Annotated in this window: 18 protein-coding genes and 1 tRNA gene; 6 read left to right on the forward strand and 13 right to left on the reverse strand. The window is 69.5% G+C overall.

Annotated features, from left to right (window positions below):
* The first annotated feature begins 131 nt into the window (after window positions 1–131).
* Window positions 132–1,592 (forward strand): amino acid permease, encoded by a 1,461-nt coding sequence (locus OG609_RS05645; protein ID WP_327271773.1) that lies wholly within the window; start codon window positions 132–134, stop codon window positions 1,590–1,592.
* 307 nt (window positions 1,593–1,899) lie between these two features.
* Here the strand turns inward: OG609_RS05645 and OG609_RS05650 are convergent, their stop codons facing one another.
* Together OG609_RS05650 and OG609_RS05655 are read right to left on the reverse strand one after the other, a co-directional pair.
* Window positions 1,900–2,259, reverse strand: a complete 360-nt coding sequence (locus OG609_RS05650) for a hypothetical protein (RefSeq protein WP_327271774.1) — start codon at window positions 2,257–2,259, stop codon at window positions 1,900–1,902.
* Window positions 2,260–2,273: 14 nt separating this feature from the next.
* Window positions 2,274–3,530: a helix-turn-helix domain-containing protein gene (locus tag OG609_RS05655; RefSeq protein WP_327271775.1), complete on the reverse strand. Its 1,257-nt coding sequence runs from the start codon at window positions 3,528–3,530 to the stop codon at window positions 2,274–2,276.
* 154 nt (window positions 3,531–3,684) lie between these two features.
* Here OG609_RS05655 and OG609_RS05660 point away from each other — a divergent pair, with 154 nt between their 5' ends.
* The 5 genes from OG609_RS05660 to OG609_RS05680 all read left to right on the forward strand — a co-directional run bounded on the left by OG609_RS05660 (window position 3,685) and on the right by OG609_RS05680 (window position 7,229).
* A complete protein-coding gene (locus tag OG609_RS05660; RefSeq protein ID WP_327271776.1) occupies window positions 3,685–3,957 on the forward strand; it encodes a hypothetical protein in 273 nt (90 codons plus the stop codon).
* Window positions 3,958–4,152: 195 nt separating this feature from the next.
* Window positions 4,153–4,290, forward strand: coding sequence for a hypothetical protein (locus tag OG609_RS05665; RefSeq protein WP_327271777.1), 138 nt, complete (start codon window positions 4,153–4,155; stop codon window positions 4,288–4,290).
* Between the two features lie 14 nt (window positions 4,291–4,304).
* Window positions 4,305–5,492, forward strand: coding sequence for a JmjC domain-containing protein (locus tag OG609_RS05670; protein ID WP_327271778.1), 1,188 nt, complete (start codon window positions 4,305–4,307; stop codon window positions 5,490–5,492).
* Window positions 5,489–6,394 (forward strand): aldo/keto reductase, encoded by a 906-nt coding sequence (locus tag OG609_RS05675; RefSeq protein ID WP_327271779.1) that lies wholly within the window; start codon window positions 5,489–5,491, stop codon window positions 6,392–6,394. The genes OG609_RS05670 and OG609_RS05675 overlap by 4 nt, the downstream gene beginning before the upstream one ends.
* Window positions 6,375–7,229: a hypothetical protein gene (locus OG609_RS05680; protein WP_327271780.1), complete on the forward strand. Its 855-nt coding sequence runs from the start codon at window positions 6,375–6,377 to the stop codon at window positions 7,227–7,229. Before OG609_RS05675 ends, OG609_RS05680 begins: the two co-directional genes overlap by 20 nt.
* A gap of 71 nt (window positions 7,230–7,300) precedes the next feature.
* Here the strand turns inward: OG609_RS05680 and OG609_RS05685 are convergent, their stop codons facing one another.
* The 11 genes from OG609_RS05685 to OG609_RS05735 form a co-directional block, all read right to left on the reverse strand.
* Complete coding sequence (locus OG609_RS05685) at window positions 7,301–8,134, reverse strand: recombinase family protein (RefSeq protein WP_442817941.1); 834 nt, start codon at window positions 8,132–8,134, stop codon at window positions 7,301–7,303.
* A 487-nt stretch (window positions 8,135–8,621) separates the two neighbouring features.
* Window positions 8,622–8,709, reverse strand: a tRNA-Leu gene (locus OG609_RS05690).
* Between the two features lie 134 nt (window positions 8,710–8,843).
* Complete coding sequence (locus OG609_RS05695) at window positions 8,844–9,140, reverse strand: hypothetical protein (protein WP_327271782.1); 297 nt, start codon at window positions 9,138–9,140, stop codon at window positions 8,844–8,846.
* A 128-nt stretch (window positions 9,141–9,268) separates the two neighbouring features.
* Window positions 9,269–10,420, reverse strand: a complete 1,152-nt coding sequence (locus tag OG609_RS05700) for a sugar phosphate isomerase/epimerase family protein (RefSeq protein ID WP_327271783.1) — start codon at window positions 10,418–10,420, stop codon at window positions 9,269–9,271.
* A 49-nt stretch (window positions 10,421–10,469) separates the two neighbouring features.
* Window positions 10,470–11,888: a nucleotide pyrophosphatase/phosphodiesterase family protein gene (locus OG609_RS05705; RefSeq protein ID WP_327271784.1), complete on the reverse strand. Its 1,419-nt coding sequence runs from the start codon at window positions 11,886–11,888 to the stop codon at window positions 10,470–10,472.
* The gene (eboE, locus tag OG609_RS05710; protein WP_327271785.1) at window positions 11,885–13,060 is read right to left on the reverse strand and encodes a metabolite traffic protein EboE; all 1,176 of its coding nucleotides are present in this window, start codon (window positions 13,058–13,060) and stop codon (window positions 11,885–11,887) included. Before eboE ends, OG609_RS05705 begins: the two co-directional genes overlap by 4 nt.
* Window positions 13,061–13,064: 4 nt before the next feature.
* Entirely contained in the window at window positions 13,065–13,913 is an 849-nt protein-coding gene (locus OG609_RS05715) for a TatD family hydrolase (protein ID WP_327271786.1), read from the reverse strand.
* A complete protein-coding gene (locus OG609_RS05720; protein ID WP_327271787.1) occupies window positions 13,913–14,578 on the reverse strand; it encodes an EboA domain-containing protein in 666 nt (221 codons plus the stop codon). The genes OG609_RS05715 and OG609_RS05720 overlap by 1 nt, the downstream gene beginning before the upstream one ends.
* Before the next feature lie 22 nt (window positions 14,579–14,600).
* Window positions 14,601–15,458, reverse strand: coding sequence for a sugar phosphate isomerase/epimerase family protein (locus OG609_RS05725; protein ID WP_327271788.1), 858 nt, complete (start codon window positions 15,456–15,458; stop codon window positions 14,601–14,603).
* On the reverse strand, window positions 15,455–16,522 hold the full coding sequence (locus OG609_RS05730) for an SCO3242 family prenyltransferase (RefSeq protein ID WP_327271789.1): 1,068 nt from the start codon (window positions 16,520–16,522) through the stop codon (window positions 15,455–15,457). Before OG609_RS05730 ends, OG609_RS05725 begins: the two co-directional genes overlap by 4 nt.
* A complete protein-coding gene (locus OG609_RS05735) occupies window positions 16,519–17,673 on the reverse strand; it encodes an inositol-3-phosphate synthase (protein WP_442818061.1) in 1,155 nt (384 codons plus the stop codon). The genes OG609_RS05730 and OG609_RS05735 overlap by 4 nt, the downstream gene beginning before the upstream one ends.
* Window positions 17,674–17,702 lie beyond the last annotated feature (29 nt).

Genomic DNA, 17,702 nt, shown 5'->3' on the forward strand with positions numbered 1-17,702 from the left:
GTGATGTAGGGCACTGCCAGAATCGCAGGATTCCCGGATGATGTGCCCTTGAGCCGTGCCACGGGTGACGACTCCCTGGCCGGTCATGGCCGGGACCGCCCACCTTCCCCACACAAAGGCGAATCCCCTTCATGAGTGACCGCACCACTGCGGCCGATACGCTCGCCGCCGCCCCACCGGCGACGAGCTCCCCCCATCGGGACGCCGGCGACGCCGGTTACAGCAAGGACCTCAAGTCCCGTCACATCAACATGATCGCCATCGGCGGCGCGATCGGCACCGGCCTGTTCCTGGGCGCGGGCGGGCGACTGGCCGGTGCGGGTCCCTCGCTCGCCGTTGCCTACGCGGTCTGCGGTGTCTTCGCCTTCTTCGTCGTCCGCGCGCTCGGCGAGCTGGTGCTCTACCGGCCCTCCTCCGGTGCCTTCGTCTCGTACGCCCGGGAGTTCATGGGCGAGAAGGGCGCCTTCGCGGCCGGGTGGCTGTACTTCCTGAACTGGTCGACCACCGCCGTCGCCGACATCACCGCGGCCGCCACCTATGCCCATTTCTGGGCGATGTTCAGCGACATCCCGCAGTGGATCCTCGCGCTGATCGCGCTCGCCGTCGTCCTCACCGCCAACCTCATCTCGGTGAGGTACTTCGGTGAGATGGAGTTCTGGTTCGCGATCATCAAGGTCTCCGCCCTGGTGGCCTTCATGCTCATCGGCATCTTCCTGGTGGTCACCCAGCACCCGGTGGACGGTCACACGCCGGGCATCTCCACCATCTCCGACAGCGGCGGCATCTTCCCCACCGGCATGCTCCCGCTGCTGATGGTGATCCAGGGCGTCGTGTTCGCGTACGCCTCCGTCGAGCTGTGCGGCGTCGCCGCGGGTGAGACGCAGAACCCCGAGAAGATCATGCCCAGGGCGATCAACTCGATCATGTGGCGCGTCGGCCTCTTCTACGTCGGTTCGGTGGTGCTGCTGGCCCTCCTGCTGCCGTACACCTCGTACTCGGCGGACGAGAGCCCCTTCGTCACCGTCATGGAGAAGCTCGGTATCCCGGGCGCGGCCGGTGTGATGAACCTGGTCGTGCTGACCGCGGCGCTCTCCAGCCTGAACTCCGGTCTGTACTCCACCGGGCGCATCCTGCGCTCCATGGCGCTGGCGGGCTCCGCGCCCAAGTTCACCGGCCGGATGAACAAGGGCCAGGTGCCCTACGGCGGCATCCTGCTGACCGCAGGCTTCGGTGTACTCGGTGTCGTGCTCAATTACGTCATGCCGGGCCAGGCATTCGAGATCGTCCTCAACTTCGCGTCGATCGGCATCCTCGGCACCTGGGGCATGATCATGCTCTGCTCGCTGCTGTTCTGGCACCGCTCGCGGGAGGGCAGGGTCACCCGCCCCTCCTACCGGCTGCCCTGGGCCCCGTACACACAGATCGTCACGCTGGCGTTCCTCGCCGGTGTCGTGTGCCTGATGTGGTGGGGCGGCGGAGTGGGCCGTACGACCGTGCTGTGCCTGCCGCTGATCGCGGCGGCGCTGGTCGGCGGCTGGTTCGTCGTCCGCGGCCGGGTGAACGACCTGGCACAGGAGCGCGAGAACGCCTGACCTCGCTCGGTCAGGGCAACGCCCCCGCGGTGACATTTCCGCGGGGGCCGTTCCCGTAACACCGTCCGGAAACACAAAAGACCCCAGAAGAACTGGGGTCTCAGCTGGTGTCCGAGGGGGGACTTGAACTCTCCACTCGGGCAACAGCTCTCAGCGCCTCTGACCTGGGGAAACGCCCGTCGGTAGGCTGGATTTCGGCGGGCACTTCCCCTCTTCTTTCCTGCTGTTTCAGTAGCTTTCGGGCCGCTGTTGGTCATGCGTTGGTCACGTGACCAGCCCTCCGGCCCTGGCTGTTCCCGGTGGCTGATCAGGACTTTTCGATGACCTCGAAGATGTCGGCGTCGGTCTCCTGCTGCCATGCCGGGAGGTCGGGCCAGTCGGCGACGTACCCCGGCTTGGGGTCCTCGAAGTGCTTGAACATCTGTGCTGTCCAGCACAGTGCCACGAACCGGCCCTTCTGCTCCCGGGACAGCCTGCCCGCGTGGCCGTCGCTGATCTCGATGAACTGGCGGACCTGCTGGTAGACGGCACCAGCGGCCTCGCGCTCCCACTGCGGCGTGTCCTCCCAGGGGGTGACGTACCCGGCCTTGGGCTCTCCCGGGAAGTGGCGGTGCACTCCTTCGATCCAGGCTTCCCGGAACACTCGCGCGCCTTCGATCTGCGACATGCCAACCCCTCTCGTCACGGCGTGCTCAGCGTGGCGATCTCCGCCCCCAACTCCGCCACGCGGCGGTCTTTGCTCAGGGGGCCGAACTCCTCGCACAGGGCCTGAAGTCTACGGGCGACGTATCCGGACGATGATGCTTGGGCCAACTGGATGGCCTCCCGCCCGTACGTGACGACTTGGTCGGGGTCATGCCGCTTCGCCCCGACGGCGGCAAGGTCGGTCAGGACGGCACCCCTGCGCCGGTACGACGGCCCGGAGGCAAGGGCGGTCTGCGCCAGCGCCTTCTTCAAGGTCTCCTCCGCCAGGTCGAGGAGGCCAAGCTGTACGTAGCGCGCTCCCCGTTCTTCGGCCAACCGCGTGCCGTCGAAGCGCAGCCAGCCACCGTTGGTACTGCCCGCGGTCAAGTCCCTTACCTCCTCGGCCTGGTCCAGTGCGCGCTCACACGCGGCCTGGTCGCCGAGGCCGGCGTACGCCTCGGCTTGGACCGCAGCAACCCACTGGCGGGTGGCGAGGGCGCTGTCTCCCCGCGCGGCCAGTCGCTCCGCCGCTGCGAGGATCTGCGCGGCCTGGCGGTAGTTCGGCGCGGACATGTCCACGTAGGCGTGGCGTACGAGGGCGCACGCCCACAGATCGTAGGCTCCGGCGTCCTTGCTGACGGATGCTGCCAGGGAGTACGAAGCTGCCGCGTCGGTGTACCGGTTGGCGTCGAAGGCGACTTCTCCGGCCAACTGGAAGAGGTCGGCTGCCGCGTTCAGGAGCGGGCGGGAGTTGCCTCGGGTGTCTGCTGCCAGCGCCTCGTTCAGTGTCGACAGCTGGTCACGGACGATGGGGTAGACGGAGCCCTTGGAGCGGGCGAGCTGGTAGACCTGCCAGAGGTGGTTGTTCATCCGCATGAAGTCGGCGGGCGCACCCCTGCGCACCCCGTCAGTGAGGGCTTCTGCCTCATCGAACGGCAGGGTGGTCAAGACCCCGCTGATGGTGAGGATACGGAGGAATTCGCGGCGGATCATCTCGTCGGGGTCTCCCGCGCCTGGGTGGTCACTGGACTGCTGCTCTGTGGCCCCCTGGCTGGTGGCTCGTGGCTGCGTCAGGAGGGCGTCGAGCCCGGAGAGGGTGACTTCGAGGGCGATGGCCAAGCGTCGCCGCTGGGGCGGCTGAGGGGCGATCCTGCCGCTCTCCCAGCGGCCGACCGTTGTGCGGTCCACCTCAAGTAACTGGGCCAATTTCTCCTGACTGTAGCCCAGGGCCCTGCGTCGTTCCGCCAGTCCCATGACGGCCCCTTCCCCTGACCAGAACCTACGCCGCTCCCGTGCACGGATCTGCATCAAGACTGCCGCATCGATGCCGTGGAGTGCTCGGACTCCCCGCGCTTTCCTTGATGTTGTCGCAAACGGCACGGGCGAGAACCTGTGGAAGGGCACGGACATGGCAACGCAGAACGGCACGGCGAACGACGGCTTCGGGTCTACTCAGGCCCTTGACCTCGGCGCTGACCGCCGCGTTCTGATGACCCTTCGGGTTTCCCGTGACTCGGGTCGGACCTGGCAGCAGAGCACCAGCGTCAGTGAGGGTGACCCGTTCGTCGTCCTGTCCGATCCGGGCCGGTTCCCGCCCTGCGCGTGTGCCCGCTGCACGGGCCACGACTCGCTGTCGGCCGCTTCGCTCCGCCCGGCCGGCATCGAGCCGAGGACACCGTGATGTCTGGCTCAGGGCACTGGCTGCTTCGCCTCTTCGGCCGGTACGCCGGTCCGCTCTACGTGGCGATGCTCCTTGGCGGCATGGCCCTGTTCCTGGCCGGAGTCCTTGCGACTTGGTAGCTGCCTCACAGGCTGCTGCCCTCCCGTCTTCTCGCCAGATTCCTGGCGGGAATTCCCGAATAGAGAGGTAAGCCCGATGGTGGAAGAGAACACCGCTTCGGTGACCCCCGAGGGGGGTGGCCTGCTCGTCTCGAAGCGCAAGATCATGGCCGCGCGCACCCGTGCCGAGCAGGAGTCCGACGTCAGCAGTGGCCGTTCCGACGGCAACGACTAACGGGGTAGCCCACGATGCTTGATGCAGCCTCGTGGGCGGGGCGTCTGGGCGGGGACACGTTCCTCGCCCAGACGTACCACCGCTCCTACGCGCACTTCCCCGGCATCGCCGACACGGCGGGCCTGTTCTCCTGGGACGACCTCAACCGGATCATCGCCACGCAACGACTGGAGCCGCCCCGGCTGCGCCTGTCGGCCGACGGCGAGATGGTCCCCCTTCACCGCTACGCGATCCCGACCACGAACCGCCGTGCGGTCACCTGGTCCCGCATCCAGCCGACCGACTTCCACGCCCAGCTCAGGGACGGGGCGTCGCTGGTTCTCGACGCGGTCGAGAAGATCCACCCGGCGGTGGGTGCGGCTGCCGAAGGTCTTGAACGGTTCCTCGGTACGTCCGTGCAGGCCAACGTGTACGCGTCGTGGACCGATCGCGAGGGCTTCGGCCTGCACTGGGACGACCACGATGTTGTGGTGGTGCAGGTGCATGGCTCGAAGCGGTGGCGCTTGTACGGCTCCACCCGTGAGGCTCCGACCTTCCGGGACGTGGAGTCGCCGGAGAGGCCCGAGGGCGACCCGGTGGCGGACATCGTTCTCGCCCCCGGTGATGTGCTCTACCTGCCGCGTGGCTGGTGGCACGCGGTCACGGCTGACCAGGGGACGGAGTCGCTTCACCTGACGTTCGGCATGGTCCCCCACACGGGCGCCGATCTGTTGCTCTGGGTCGTGGACCAGCTTCGGTCGTCCCTCGCGCTGCGGAAGGACATCCCCCGGTTCGCTTCACTGCCCGAGCACTCCGACTTCACCGCCGCCTTACGTCGTGAGGTGCTGGACGAACTGGCGGACCCCCGGTTGGTGCAGCGGTGGGCGGAGTCGATCGACACGACCGATCAGGGGCACGCGATTCCCTCGCTGCCCTACGTAGACGGGCTGCCCGCACGACCGGAGATCATGGTCAAGCTGACCGCTCCGCGAGGTCGTCTGACGGCGAACCGTGCAGATGGCACGGTCACGTTCTCGGCGGCCGGTACCGCCTGGGACTTCGCCGAGTCCGCCGCGCCCGCTCTGGTCACACTGCTGACCGGTCAGCCGAACACGCTCGGCGATCTCGCCGACTCCGCCGGACTGGAGGTAAAGGACGTGGCCGAACTGGTCTCCGCCCTCATCGAGGGCCAAGCCGTCGCAGTCGTGGGGACGGCGCTGTGACCGCTGAGCTGTCCCTGGGGACCTACCGCGTACGTGCCGTCAGTCAGGCGGCACGCACCGCCCTGGCTGCGGGTAGCCCGTGGGTGGACACGGCACCCAACTACGCACATGGCCGGGCACATGAGGAGCTGCGCCCGGTTCTCGGGGAGTACCCGACCGTTCGTGTAGCCACGAAGACGGGGTTCTTCACGGAGGAGCAAGGCCGGGCCGCCCTGGCTGAGGGCGTGCTTACCAGGGAAGAGGCTGCCAGTAGGTACAACCTTGAACCGGGCTTCGTCCGCTGGCAGACGGAGTGCTCGTTGGCCGTGCTCGGCCGCGTGGACCTGGTCTTCGTTCACAACCCGGAGCACCACCGGCACGGCCTGGACCGTGCCGCCCTGCACTGGCGTGTGCGGGAAGCCTTCACCGTGCTGGAAGAGTTCGCCCGTGAGGGCAGGATCGGCGGGTACGGCGTCGCCACCTGGACGGGCCTGACCTCCGAAGCGTTCACTGTTCCCGAGCTGCTCGCGCTCGCCCGACAAGCGGCGGGTTCCGCCGAGCATCACTTCACGGGCTTGCAGATGCCCGTCAGTCTGGTCGTGGACGATCCGATCACGCAGGCACTCGACGGCGGTGGACCGCTGGTGCAGGCGAAGGGCGCTGGGCTGATCACGTTCGGCTCCGCACCCATGCACGGCGGCGAACTCCTGGATGCCATGACACCCGAACTGGTGAACTTCATCCGCCCCGGCCTGTCGGCCGCAGCCGCTGCCCTGCTGGCTGCTGCATCGTGCCCCGGCCTCGATGTCGTCCTCACTTCCGCGAGCACCCGGGAACACTGGGACGATGCGGCGAAGGCTCTGGCTGCGCCGCTGACAGCCGAGGAACTGAGGAGGGTGACCGATGAACTCGCCGCCGACTGAGGACGTACAGACGTTGATGGAGGCCGCTCACAACCGGGCGGCCAAGACTCTGGGTCTCACCTGCACGGGTCCGCTGGCGTGGGGCTTCCAAGGTGTCACCCTCGGACGCCGGGCTGGAGACCGGTGGCTACGGGTGAGCCGGAGCGCGAAGAGGAACGCGGGCAGGACGCGGGGGGAGGGAATCGTAGGGGCCTCCCTGCTCGTGCCCGACTGCGTCCCGCGCCCGCGCCTGTACGAGGTGCACGACTGGACTGACGGCGAGTGGGCCTTCGAAGCCGAAGTCCTCGACTACGTCCGGCAACCCGTCGTATCCCCGGAGCGGGCCGACCTGGACCACGACCCCGGCTTGCCTGACGAGTGGTGGGCCGACCTGCACCGAGCCCTTGATCTTCTCGCTGAGGCGGAGGGAATGAAGGCCACCGTCCGGGACGGGTGGATCGAGCGCGCCTTCCCCCAGTTCCTCGGCATCCCAGCGCCCGCCAAGGTCGAGCGGGTGACCGGTCACGGTGACCTGCACTGGGGGAACCTCACGGCCATGCCCTTGACCCTGCTGGACTGGGAGCGGTGGGGCCGGGTGCCCTTCGGCTACGACGCGGGCCTTCTCCATGTCAACAGCCTGCTCGTTCCCGACGTGGCCGACCGTATCCGGCTGGAGTTCGCTTCGGTGCTGGACACCCCTGCCGGCCGAGTCGGAGAACTCGCGGCCCTGGCGGAGATGCTGCAAGCCGTAGCCCGTGGCTGGTACCCGGAACTGGCGCCGCGCCTTCTCGATCGCGCGGAGTCACTCACGGGCGTCCGGCCACCCGTCCCAGCGCACTCCGAAGTCGCCGCCTGAAAGTCTCGCCCTGTGCTGGAAACCCCGGCGTCATCGATACGCCGGGGTTTCTGCGCCTGTGTGCGCCTGTCTCAGGCACTCTCCCCAAGGTGGCGGTACAAGGTGGCACGGCCGATCCCCAGGGCCTTAGCGATGGCTGTGACACTGTCTCCCTTAGCGTACCTGGCACGGGCTACGGCTAGCTTGTCATCGTCCACGACGGACGGACGCCCACCGATGTTGCCCTTACGAGCCGCAGCGTCCAGCCCCTCCAACGTCTTCTCCCGGATGCCCTCCCGCTCCACCTCGGCACTCACGGCAAGCACCGCGAACACGATCGCACCCGCCCCGTTCGGGTCGTACACGCCCTGAAGGGGACCGGACAAAAGTTCCAGCTGGATGCCGTCCGCCTGAAGGGTGGAGGACAGAGTCATCAGCTCTGCCGCACTGCGGGCAAGCCGCTTCATCTCGACCACGGTCAGGATGACGGGCTGATTCGGCGCGGCTGCCTTGATCTCCCGTGCCAGCGTGAGCGCCTTCTCCAGCTCCGGCCGTTCCTTCACGCGGGTACTGATCTTCTCGGAGAAGACCCGGGTGCAGTCGGCACGGGCCAGCATGTCCAACTGAGACTGGAGTTCCTGTCCAACGGTTGAGCAACGGGCGTAGCCAAGTCGGATAGCTGCGCACGGTATCGCGTCGGCCACCTGTGGAACGGGAGCGCCTGCCGTCCACGTCTTGCCGGGGTTGCGGTCGGCCGGAGTCTTCACGGTCAGTTCCGCCTTGAGCGCGGGCACCAGGGCAAAGCGGCCCGTGTGGTAGTTCGCCGCCACCTTGCCCGTAGTCGTACGGCAGGGGCTACCGGCGGGAGCATCGCACTTCGGGCAGTCGTGACGTTCGACCTGTGAGGCCGGGGTAGGCGTGGTCATGACGAGACAGTCTCATAAACGCGTCCCGAAAGCTAGTCCGTGAGGTGGTATTTCGAGACGGGTTACGGGACGGTCCAGCATGGGCGAAACGGACACGCCCCGAGCTTGGCTGAACCGTCCCGATAACGAAGGTTAGTGAGACGAGTCGTCGTCATCAGTAGTGGTGATCCGGAGGATCACCGGCTGCACCTGCCCGAGGACTTCCGCATCCACGACTGGCGGCACAGCAAGGTCACGAACGACCTGGAGGCCGGGGAGAACCCCGTCGAGGTCTCCGCCAACGTCCGGCGCCACTCACCGGGCTACACCATGGCCCGATACGGCCACTCACGTAAGGACGGAGCGCGCCGACTGGCCGCCTTCGGTGCGGGCCGACTCGGCCTGTCATCCCTGGTCCGACCTGGGGATTCGCTCGGCTGTTGGTCACGTGGCTGGTCACGACACAGCCCGAGAAACAGAAAAACCCCAGAAGAACTGGGGTCTCAGCTGGTGTCCGAGGGGGGACTTGAACCCCCACGCCCGATAAAGGGCACTAGCACCTCAAGCTAGCGCGTCTGCCATTCCGCCACCCGGACCAGGTGGTCGGCCCCGGTTTCCCGCGGCGACATGGAAAACAATACCAGGGGTTCGGGGTGCCTCTCACCTGCGTTTCCGGTGGTCAGTGCGGTACGCCGGACGCTGCCGGCACCATCTGGCGCACCTCACCCCGCTACGCGTACGTTCTGTTGCTGTTCGCGTACGCATGGTGCTGCCCGACGGTCAGGGCGACCTCGGGCGGCGGATGCGGGACGTCGCCCCGAATCCGCAGCCGATCAGCCGGGAAGTCGTCCGACCCGGCGCCGCAGGAACTGATTTCCGGGCAGGTGGGCTCCGGTACGGGCAGCATGGTGGTGGGGGCGTGGGACCTCAAGGGCGCGTTCATCACCGCCGGATCGGGGAGAACGACCGGCGGGTTCCCGGCCGGCCGCCGGGGTTGGTCGCGCAGTTCGGGGCGCTGATCAGGCACCGTACGCTCCTGGTGACTGCCGTGGAGCGTACGGTGCCTGACGTCACCGGGCGGGCGTTTGCGCTGTTCCCCGGTCTTCAGGAATTCGGGGTGCGGCGCGGACCGCCCCTCCGGTGGCGCCGATGGTCCTACTTGCGCAGCGCCGCCAAGTTGTCGTAGCCGATCCGCGCATGGTTCAGGGACTGCGCGGGGACGGTCGAGCTCGGTGCGTTGTCCTGCTCGACCATCGGGTTGTGGTAGTTCTTCGCCCCGACGCGGCGGAAGAACGTCCGGTAGTCGATGACCCCGGTACCGAAGGGGACCATGTCGTAGCCTTGGCCGCTGGTTGTGTTGACGATGCCGTCCTTGGCGTGGAACAGCGGGTAGCGCTTGGTGTTGCAGCGGACCAGTGCCGCCGGGTCGAAGATGTTCTCCTGCTGCGATCCGTCGTGCGCGGTGTAGCTGTGGAACTTGTACTGGGCGACGTGCGCCCAGAAGATGTCCATCTCCAGCCATACGGACTTCGGGTCGGTGACCTGAAGGAAGTACTCGAGCTTGCGAATGCCGGAGCTGCGGGTGGGACGGCCCTGTGCGTCCAGCGGACCCCCGTCGAGCAGGAAGCCGTAGGCCGCGTCGTGGTTGTGGGTGTAGAGCTTGATGCCCGCACCCTGAGCGATCCGTCCCAGCGTGTTCCACTTGTCGGCGGCCACGTCCCAGTCGGCACGGTAGGCGCTGCCGGTGGGGTCGCCACCGGTGCCCATGTGTTCCATGCCGAGGATGTTCGCTATCTCCAGGTGGCGCTTGAACTGGTCCAGGTCGCTCTGGTTCAGCGGCCAGGACGACGGGATGAAGCCGTGGTTGCCCTGGGCGCGCAGACCGTAGTCGTCCAGCCACGAGCGCAGCAGCTTCGCGCCTTCCACCGATTCGAGGTTGCTTCCGCCGGGTGCGTTGGCGTGCTGGCCGTACCCGGCGAACTCGACCTGCTTGTAGCCGTAGCGGGCCAGCTCCCTGAAGACCTCACGGAAGCCCGAGGGAAGGCCGGTGCTGAGCGGATCCCGGCCCGTGGCGTCGCGCACGGTGTACAGGATGATTCCTCGTCGCTCCGCCGGGACCAGAGCCTGGCCGACGCCCTGCCCCTTGCCGGAGGCGGTCTGGGCGAGGGCCGGCGACGCGCCGAAGGCGGGCGCGGCGATCGCCGCTGCCGCGGCGGCCGTGCAGGTGCTCAGAAAACGGCGGCGGCTGACGCCGAGGCTGCGGCGCAGGGCGCCGTCCGTTCCGGATTCGTCGTTGTACGCGGTCACGGTCTCTCTCTTTCTCGAAGATGCTCGAAACGCCGTGTGCGGACCGGTCTCATGCGAGGCCGGCAAGCGTGAGGAGCAAGGACTTCACCTCGGTGGCCCGGACGGGTCCGGTGAACGCGTGGGGGGTGGAGCACAGGATGAGCGGACCTTCTTCGTCGCTCATGGGGAGGCGGCCGTGGCTGCCGCGAATGGGTGACGGGTCCAGCGGTACGACCGCCATGCGGTAGCGCATGCCGAGCTTCTTGCGGGCGACTGCCGCGGCGGCCTTGACCCGGACGTACGGGTCCTGGGGGTCCAGGAAGAGTTCGACCGGGTCGTAGCCGGGTTTGCGGTGGATCTCGACGAGCTGCGCGAAGTCGGGCGCGCGGGCGTCGTCGAGCCAGTAGTAGTACGTGAACCAGGCATCCGGGTCCGCGACGGCGACCAGTTCGCCGGAGCGCGGATGGTCCAGGCCGTGTGCCTTCTTGCCCTCGTCGTCGAGGAGCTGCTCGATGCCCTGGAGGTCCTGGAGGGCTTCGCGGGTCGCTTCGAGGTCCTCGGGGCGGCGTACGTAGATGTGGGCGAGCTGGTGGTCGGCGACGGCGAAGGCGCGGGAGGCCATCGGGTCGAGGTATTCCATGCCGTCCTGGGTGTGGACCTCCAGGAGGCCTGCGCGGCGCAGGGCCCGGTTGATGTCGATGGGCCGGTCGACGCGGGTGATGCCGTACTCGGACAGGGCGACGACGGTGCGGCCTTCGCGGCGGGCGTCGTCCAGGAGGGGTGCCACGGCCCGGTCCAGATCGGCCGCGGCCCGGTACGAGCGGGGGTCGTCGGGGCCGTAGCGCTGCAGGTCGTAGTCGAGGTGCGGGAGGTAGCACAGGGCCAGGTCGGGATGGCGGGTGTCGAGGATGTGCCGGGTCGCGTCGATGATCCACTGGGAGGAGACGAGGTCGGCGCCGGGGCCCCAGAAGTGGAAGAGGGGGAAGGTGCCGAGTTTTTCGGTGAGTTCGTCGTGCAGGGCGGGCGGCCGGGTGTAGCAGTCGGGTTCCTTGCGGCCGTCGGCGTAGTAGACGGGGCGCGGGGTGACGGTGATGTCGGTGTCGGCGCCCATCGCGTACCACCAGCAGATGTTGGCGACGGTGTAGCCGGGGTGGGCGCGGCGTGCGGCGTCCCAGAGCTTGTCCCCGGCGACCAGACCGTTGTGCTGGCGCCAGAGCAGGACGTCACCGAGCTCGCGGAAGTACCAGCCGTTGGCGACGATGCCGTGCTCGGCGGGCGTGGTGCCGGTGAGGAAGGTGGACTGGGCCGCGCAGGTGACTGCGGGGAGCACGGTGCCGAGAGGGGCATGGGTGCCGGACTGCCCCAGGGCCTTGAGGTGCGGCATGTGGTCGAGGAGCTGGGGGGTGAGGCCGACGACGTCGAGAACGAGAAGCGGGGTTGGTGCGGTGGGCGTGGTGGCCTGCGTGGTGGTCTGCTCGGCTGCGGTCATGGGAGCTCCTTGAGGCCGAGGTCGACCAGGAGGTCGCGGGCGAGGGTGAGTTCGGCGGCGATGCCGTCGGCGAGCTGGGTGCGGGTGCGGGGGCGCAGCGCGGCCGGGAGCGCCTGCCAGGTGTACGTCTCGACCTCCAGGTGCCTGGTGAGTGGCCGTGCGCCGCCGACCAGCCGGGTCAGCGTGGACCGGAGCACGGGAAGGGTGGAGGTGAGCGGTGGCGCGGGGGGTGCGTGCAGGGGGACGTGGAAGTGGGCGCGCCATGGGGCGCCGTCGGGCAGGGCCCGGCCGGTGACCGCCTCGTGGAGGTCGTCGGTGCCACGCAGCCCGGCGGCGGTGCTGGTGCGGGTCTGGTGGAGGAAGCGGGGCTCGGCGAAGGCGGCGAGCGCGGTGCGTACCTCGGGGAGGTGGGGGTTCTCGGCGTGCAGTGCGGCGGAGAGCTGGGCCTTGACCACCGGGATGCCCGCTGTGTCGAGGGCGTCGACGGCGGTGTCGGGGTCCTCGAAGGAGGTGGCCAGGTGGCAGGTGTCGATGCAGATGCCGATGCGCCGGTGTCCGACGGCGGTGAGCGGTGCGATGGCGTCGGCGGTGGTCTCGACCGTGCAGCCCGGCTCGGGTTCGAGGCCGATGCGGATGGACTTGCCGGTGAGCTCGGCCAGCGCGTCGAGGCGGTCAGCGAGGGTGGTGAGCGCGGTGTGTGCGAGAGCGGCCGCCCCGGCGTCGGAGTCGAACGGGGTGCGCCAGGCGAGCGGGAGGGTGGAGATGGTCCCTTCGGTGACGTCGTCGGGGAGCAGACCGGCCAGGAGCCGGGCCAGGTCGGTGGTGTGGGCGAGCCGCTCCGGGTCCGTCCAGTCCGGCTTGTACACCCGGTACTTGACCTCGTCGGCGCCGAAGCCCTCGTACGGGAAGCCGTTGAGGGTGACGACTTCCAGGCCGCGGCGGTCCAGTTCGGCGCGCAGGGAGCGCAGCTGGGACGGGTCGTTGATCAGGCTGCGGGCGGCATCCCTGGCGAGCCAGAGGCCGATGCCGAGCCTGTCCCGGCCGAGGCGTTTGCGAACCGGTTCGCAGTGGTCGCGCAGTTGGGTGCGGACGCCGTCGAGTGTCTCTGCGGGATGGACGTTGGTGCAGTACGAGAGGTGGACGGTGGAGCCGTCGGGGTGGCGGAAGCGCATCGCCTCACTCCCCGCCGCGCAGGATGGAGTTGCCCTCGTGGAGTGGTTCCGGAGCGGCGATGTCGAGCTGGAGCCGGCCACTTTGCCCGTAGAAGGCGACGGGGTTGCGCCAGAGCACCTGGTCGACGTCGTCCTCGCTGAACCCGGCGGCAAGCATCGCGTCGCCCACCTTGCGGGTCTTGAGCGGGTCACTCCTTCCCCAGTCGGCGGCCGAGTTGACCAGGACCTTCTCGGTGCCGTGGGTTTTGAGGACCGCGATCATGCGGTCCTCGTCCATCTTGGTGTCGGGGTAGATGGAGAAGCCGGCCCAGCAGCCGCTGTCCCTGGCGTCCTTCACGGTCGTCTCGTTGAGGTGGTCGAGCAGGACCCGCTCCGGGGCGAGGTGGGATTCGCGGATGACGTCGATGGTGCGGTGCAGTCCGGCGAGCTTGTCGCGGTGCGGGGTGTGCACGAGTGCGGGCAGGCCGTGGTCGGCGGCGAGCTGGAGCTGTGCGGCCAGGGCGGTGTCCTCGGCCGGGGTCATGGAGTCGTAGCCGATCTCGCCGACGGCGACGACGGAGTCCTTGGCGAGATAGCGGGGCAGGGCGTCCAGGACGGGGGTGCAGCGGGGGTCGTTCGCCTCTTTGGGGTTGAGGGCGAGCGTGCAGTGGTGGGCGATGCCGTACTGGGCGGCGCGGAAGGGTTCCCAGCCGAGCAGGGCATCGAAGTAGTCGAAGAAGCTGGTGGGCGAGGTGCGGGGCTGGCCGAGCCAGAAGGAGGGCTCCACGAGGGCGCGGACACCCGCGTCGTACATCGCCTGATAGTCGTCCGTGGTGCGGGAGGTCATATGGATGTGGGGGTCGAAGATGCGCATCAGGACTCCTCCGTGGGGGCGGCAGGGCCGGGAGTGGTGAGGTCGAGCACCCGGGTGAGGTCGGCGGGGACGCTGCGGCCCGCGGCGATGCGTTCGGCCGCGAAGTCGCCGAGCATGCGGGCGAGTTCGGCGTCGCCGCGCGAGCGCCGTGCCAGTTGGTCGACGGCATCTACGGGGGCACCGGTGAAGAGGCATTTGAGAATGGCGTGGCGCCAGTTGTGCGCGTCGAGATGGGCGGCGGCGTACGGGCCGACGGCCGCGGCGACCAGCCGGGTGTCATTGGTGCGCAGGGCGTCCTCGACGAGCGGAAGGGCGGTGGGACCGAGGTCCAGCCGGTGCAGGGTGAGCAGGACGGCACGGCGTTCGGCGGCGGTGCCCTGCTCGTAGAGCCTGGTCAGGGCGGGCAGTGCGGTGCGGGCTTCGATGAGCAGCAGGGCGCGTACGGAGTCGGCGTGTTCGAGTCCGCAGTGCCGGCCGGCGGCGGCGTACCGCAGTTCCCACGACGGTACGGCGTACGGGCCGCCGGGCTGTTCGGAGTCCTCGTGGGAGGCGGCGTGTTCGGCCTCGGCGAGGGCCTCGTCGAGCCAGGCGCGCGCGGCTCCGCCGAGTTGTGCGTCGAGTTCCTTGCGGGTCAGCAGCGGGGAGGTCGTCGGGGTCGTCGGCATGGCGTTGCTCCCTTCGGCGGTTTCAGCGGCTCGACGGACTGTGCTTGCGGAGGAACTCGATGGAGGTGCGGGCGAGTTCGGGGCCGGCGTGGGAATGACGGGGCAGTTCGACGACGGTGAGACCGCGGTAGCCGGTGTCGGGGAGGGCGTCGAGCGCTTCGAGTACGGGCGGGAAGTCGATCTCGCCTTCACCGAACGGGAGGTGTTCATGGATGCCCCGGCGCATGTCCTCGATCTGGACGTGCCGCAGCCAGGGGGCGGCGTCGCGGACGCAGTCGACGGGCGCGGCGGGTTCCAGGCATTGGCAGTGGCCGATGTCCAGAGTCAGTCCGAGCGGTGGTGGATCGCCACTGAGAACGCGCAGGTGGTGGAAGTCGGCGAGGCCGGCGAGGAGGTGTCCGGGCTCGGGTTCGATCGCCAGGGGGATGCCGGAGCGGTCGGCGGCGTCCAGGACGGGGGCGAGGGAGTCGGTGAGTCGCTGCCAGGCGGTGTCGGGGGTGGTGTCCGGTGGGGTGATGCCGCTGAAGCAGTGCACGGCGTGCGCACCGAGGTCGGCGGCGATGCCGACGGCCCGAACGAGCAGCCGGGTGCGGGCTGCGCGGGCCTCGGGGTCGGGGTCGAGGAGCGACGGGCCGTGCTTGCGGCGGGGGTCGAGGACGTAGCGGGCCCCGGTCTCCACTGTGACGCCGAGGCCCAGCTCCTGGAGCCTGGACGCCACGTGGCGGGTGCGCGCGGCGACGTCGGGGGCGAGGGGATCGAGGTGCATGTGGTCGAGGGTCAGCCCGACCCCGTCGTACCCGAGATCGGCGAGGAGCCCGAGGGCGTCGTCCAGGCGGAGGTCGGTGAGCCCGTTGGTGCCGTAGCCGAGGCGGATCGTCATGTGAGGCTCACCTTCCGGGCGAGGGTGCGGGCGAGCGGGACGAGTCCCATGACGGCGAGCCCCGAACCTGCTGCTCCGGCGCGGGCGGCGAGGGCTGCCTGGAGCGGGATCATCGCCCGGATGCCGCCGCCGACGGCGCGCTGGGTGAGGGGCGGGGACGGGTTGAGGGCGGCGTGGAGGAGGGGACCCGCGGCAGTACGGAAGTAGGCGCCGGTGAGCGCGGTGAGCAGGAGGCGGGTGGCGGTGGAGGCGGAGGTCGCCGGGGGCCGGTGCGACCGGTGCGACTCCCCCTTCCTGCCGCGTCCCGCATCCAAGGTCGCGTCCCCGGGTCCGCGCTGCTCGCGCAGGGCCGCGGCGCCCAGTGCGGCGGTGGCCGCCAGCGCGGCGAGGGGTGCGGTGGTCGATCCGCCCTGCGCCTCGTGCCGTGAGACGGCGGTGACGGCGTAGGTGTGCGCCCCGAGCAGGCCAGCTGCCGGAAGGGCGGCGCGAACGAAGCCACGCGAAGCCGCAGCCGCAGCCGAACCCGTGCGCGAGCCGGACCCCCATGCGGCACTCGAACCCGAGGTCGTACGCGACCCCGATCCCGTACGCGACCCCGTGCTCGCCGCCCTTTTCGCCGCGCCGGTGGCGGTGGCGCCGAGCAGCAGATCCAGTCCTCGTGCCGCCGCCATCGCCGCCGGTCCCGCCGGGGTGTGCTTGAGGCGGAGGTCGTACGCCCAGACCGTCGCCGCCAGCCCCGTGGCGACCGCGAGGGCCGGTCGGCCGGCCCGTGCGGCGAGGCCCAGTCCTGCGGCCGTCAGTGCGCCCGCCGCCGCGAGGGCCGCGCCGGGAGCGATGCGGCCCGAGGGGATCGGCCGGTGCGGGCGGTCGACGGCGTCCTCGTCGCGGTCGGCCCAGTCGTTGAGCGCCATGCCCGCCTCGTACAGGCAGAGCGAGGCGCCGATGGCAAGTGCGGTGCCGCGGTCGGGGCGCCTGCCCGTCGCAGAGGCCCCGGCGAGTGCGTCGCCGGGGACGGTGAACAGCGCCGACACCCGCAGCAGCTCCGCCCAGGCCCGTACCGTCACTTCTCCCCCCGCAGCGTTTCGGCGAAGGCGAGCAGCGCCATGTACTGCTCGAAAAGTGCGGCAGGGCCGCCGTCCGGGTCCTTGAAGTAGAAGCCGAGCTGGGGCAAGGGGCCGGTCAGCCCCTTCTCGTGGGCGCGGGCCACCAGTCTGGCCAGGTCCAGAACCAGGGGTGCGGCCAGTGCGGAGTCGCACCCCTGCCAGGTCGTCTGGAGCACCATGCGTGCCCCGAGGAATCCATCGAACGCGATGTGGTCCCAGGCCGTCTTCCAGTCGCCGAGGACCGGTACGTCGTCGATGTGGACCTGGCCCTCGGGCGCGGTTCCCAGCGTGTCGGCGAGGACGCGTTCCTTGCCCGCGTTCTTGGCCGCGGCCGCGCCCGGGTCGGCCAGCGCCGCCCCGTCCCCGCCGCCCAGCAGGTTGGTGCCCGACCAGGCCCGTACAGGCAGGGCGCGTTGCACGAACATCGGGGCGAGTACGGAGCGGAGCAGCGTCTGGCCGGTCTTGCCGTCGCGGCCCGCGTGAGGAAGTCCGCAGCCCGCGACGGCGTCCTGGAGGGCGGGGGTGCGCAGCCCGGTGGACGGGGTGAAGTTGATGTACGGGCAGCCTGCCCGGAGCGCTGCCGCGGCATAGAGCGAGCTGACGGGCAACCGCTGCTCGCCGGGGGCCGGGACCGGTTCCGTGGAGGCGACATTGATCACGACCGTCCTGGCCAGGTGGTTGCGGTGCCCGAAGTCCGCGAGATCGGCGGCGAAGGCGTTGATGAGCTCCTCGTCGCTACGGGTGTCGCCGGGCAGTGGCCCGCCGGGCCGTATCTCCGCGTCGGCGGCGGCGAGTTCGGAGCGTACCGCCGAGGGCAGGCCGTGCGGCAGCACACCCCCGGTGGCCAGTGCCTCGGCCCTTTTGGGCAGCGGACAGCCGACGGTGTCGTGTCCGCCGAAGACCAGTGAGGTGAGGGTGGGCAGCCCGCTCTCGGCGAACGGCGGTGTTTCGGTGACCATGCCTGCCGCCGGATGGAGTCCTGCTGCGACCGCCGCGCACCCCGCTGTGGCGGTGGTGGCGACGGAGCCTCGTGCTCCGATGAACCAGACTCCGGTAAGAACGGCGGGTGCTGACACGGGCTGCCTCCCTGGCTGGGGGTCCTGGCTGGGCAGAGCAAGTGGCGCTGTGCGACGAGGGGTTG

The organism is Streptomyces sp. NBC_01224 (assembly GCF_036002945.1).
Classification (GTDB): Bacteria; Actinomycetota; Actinomycetes; order Streptomycetales; family Streptomycetaceae; genus Streptomyces.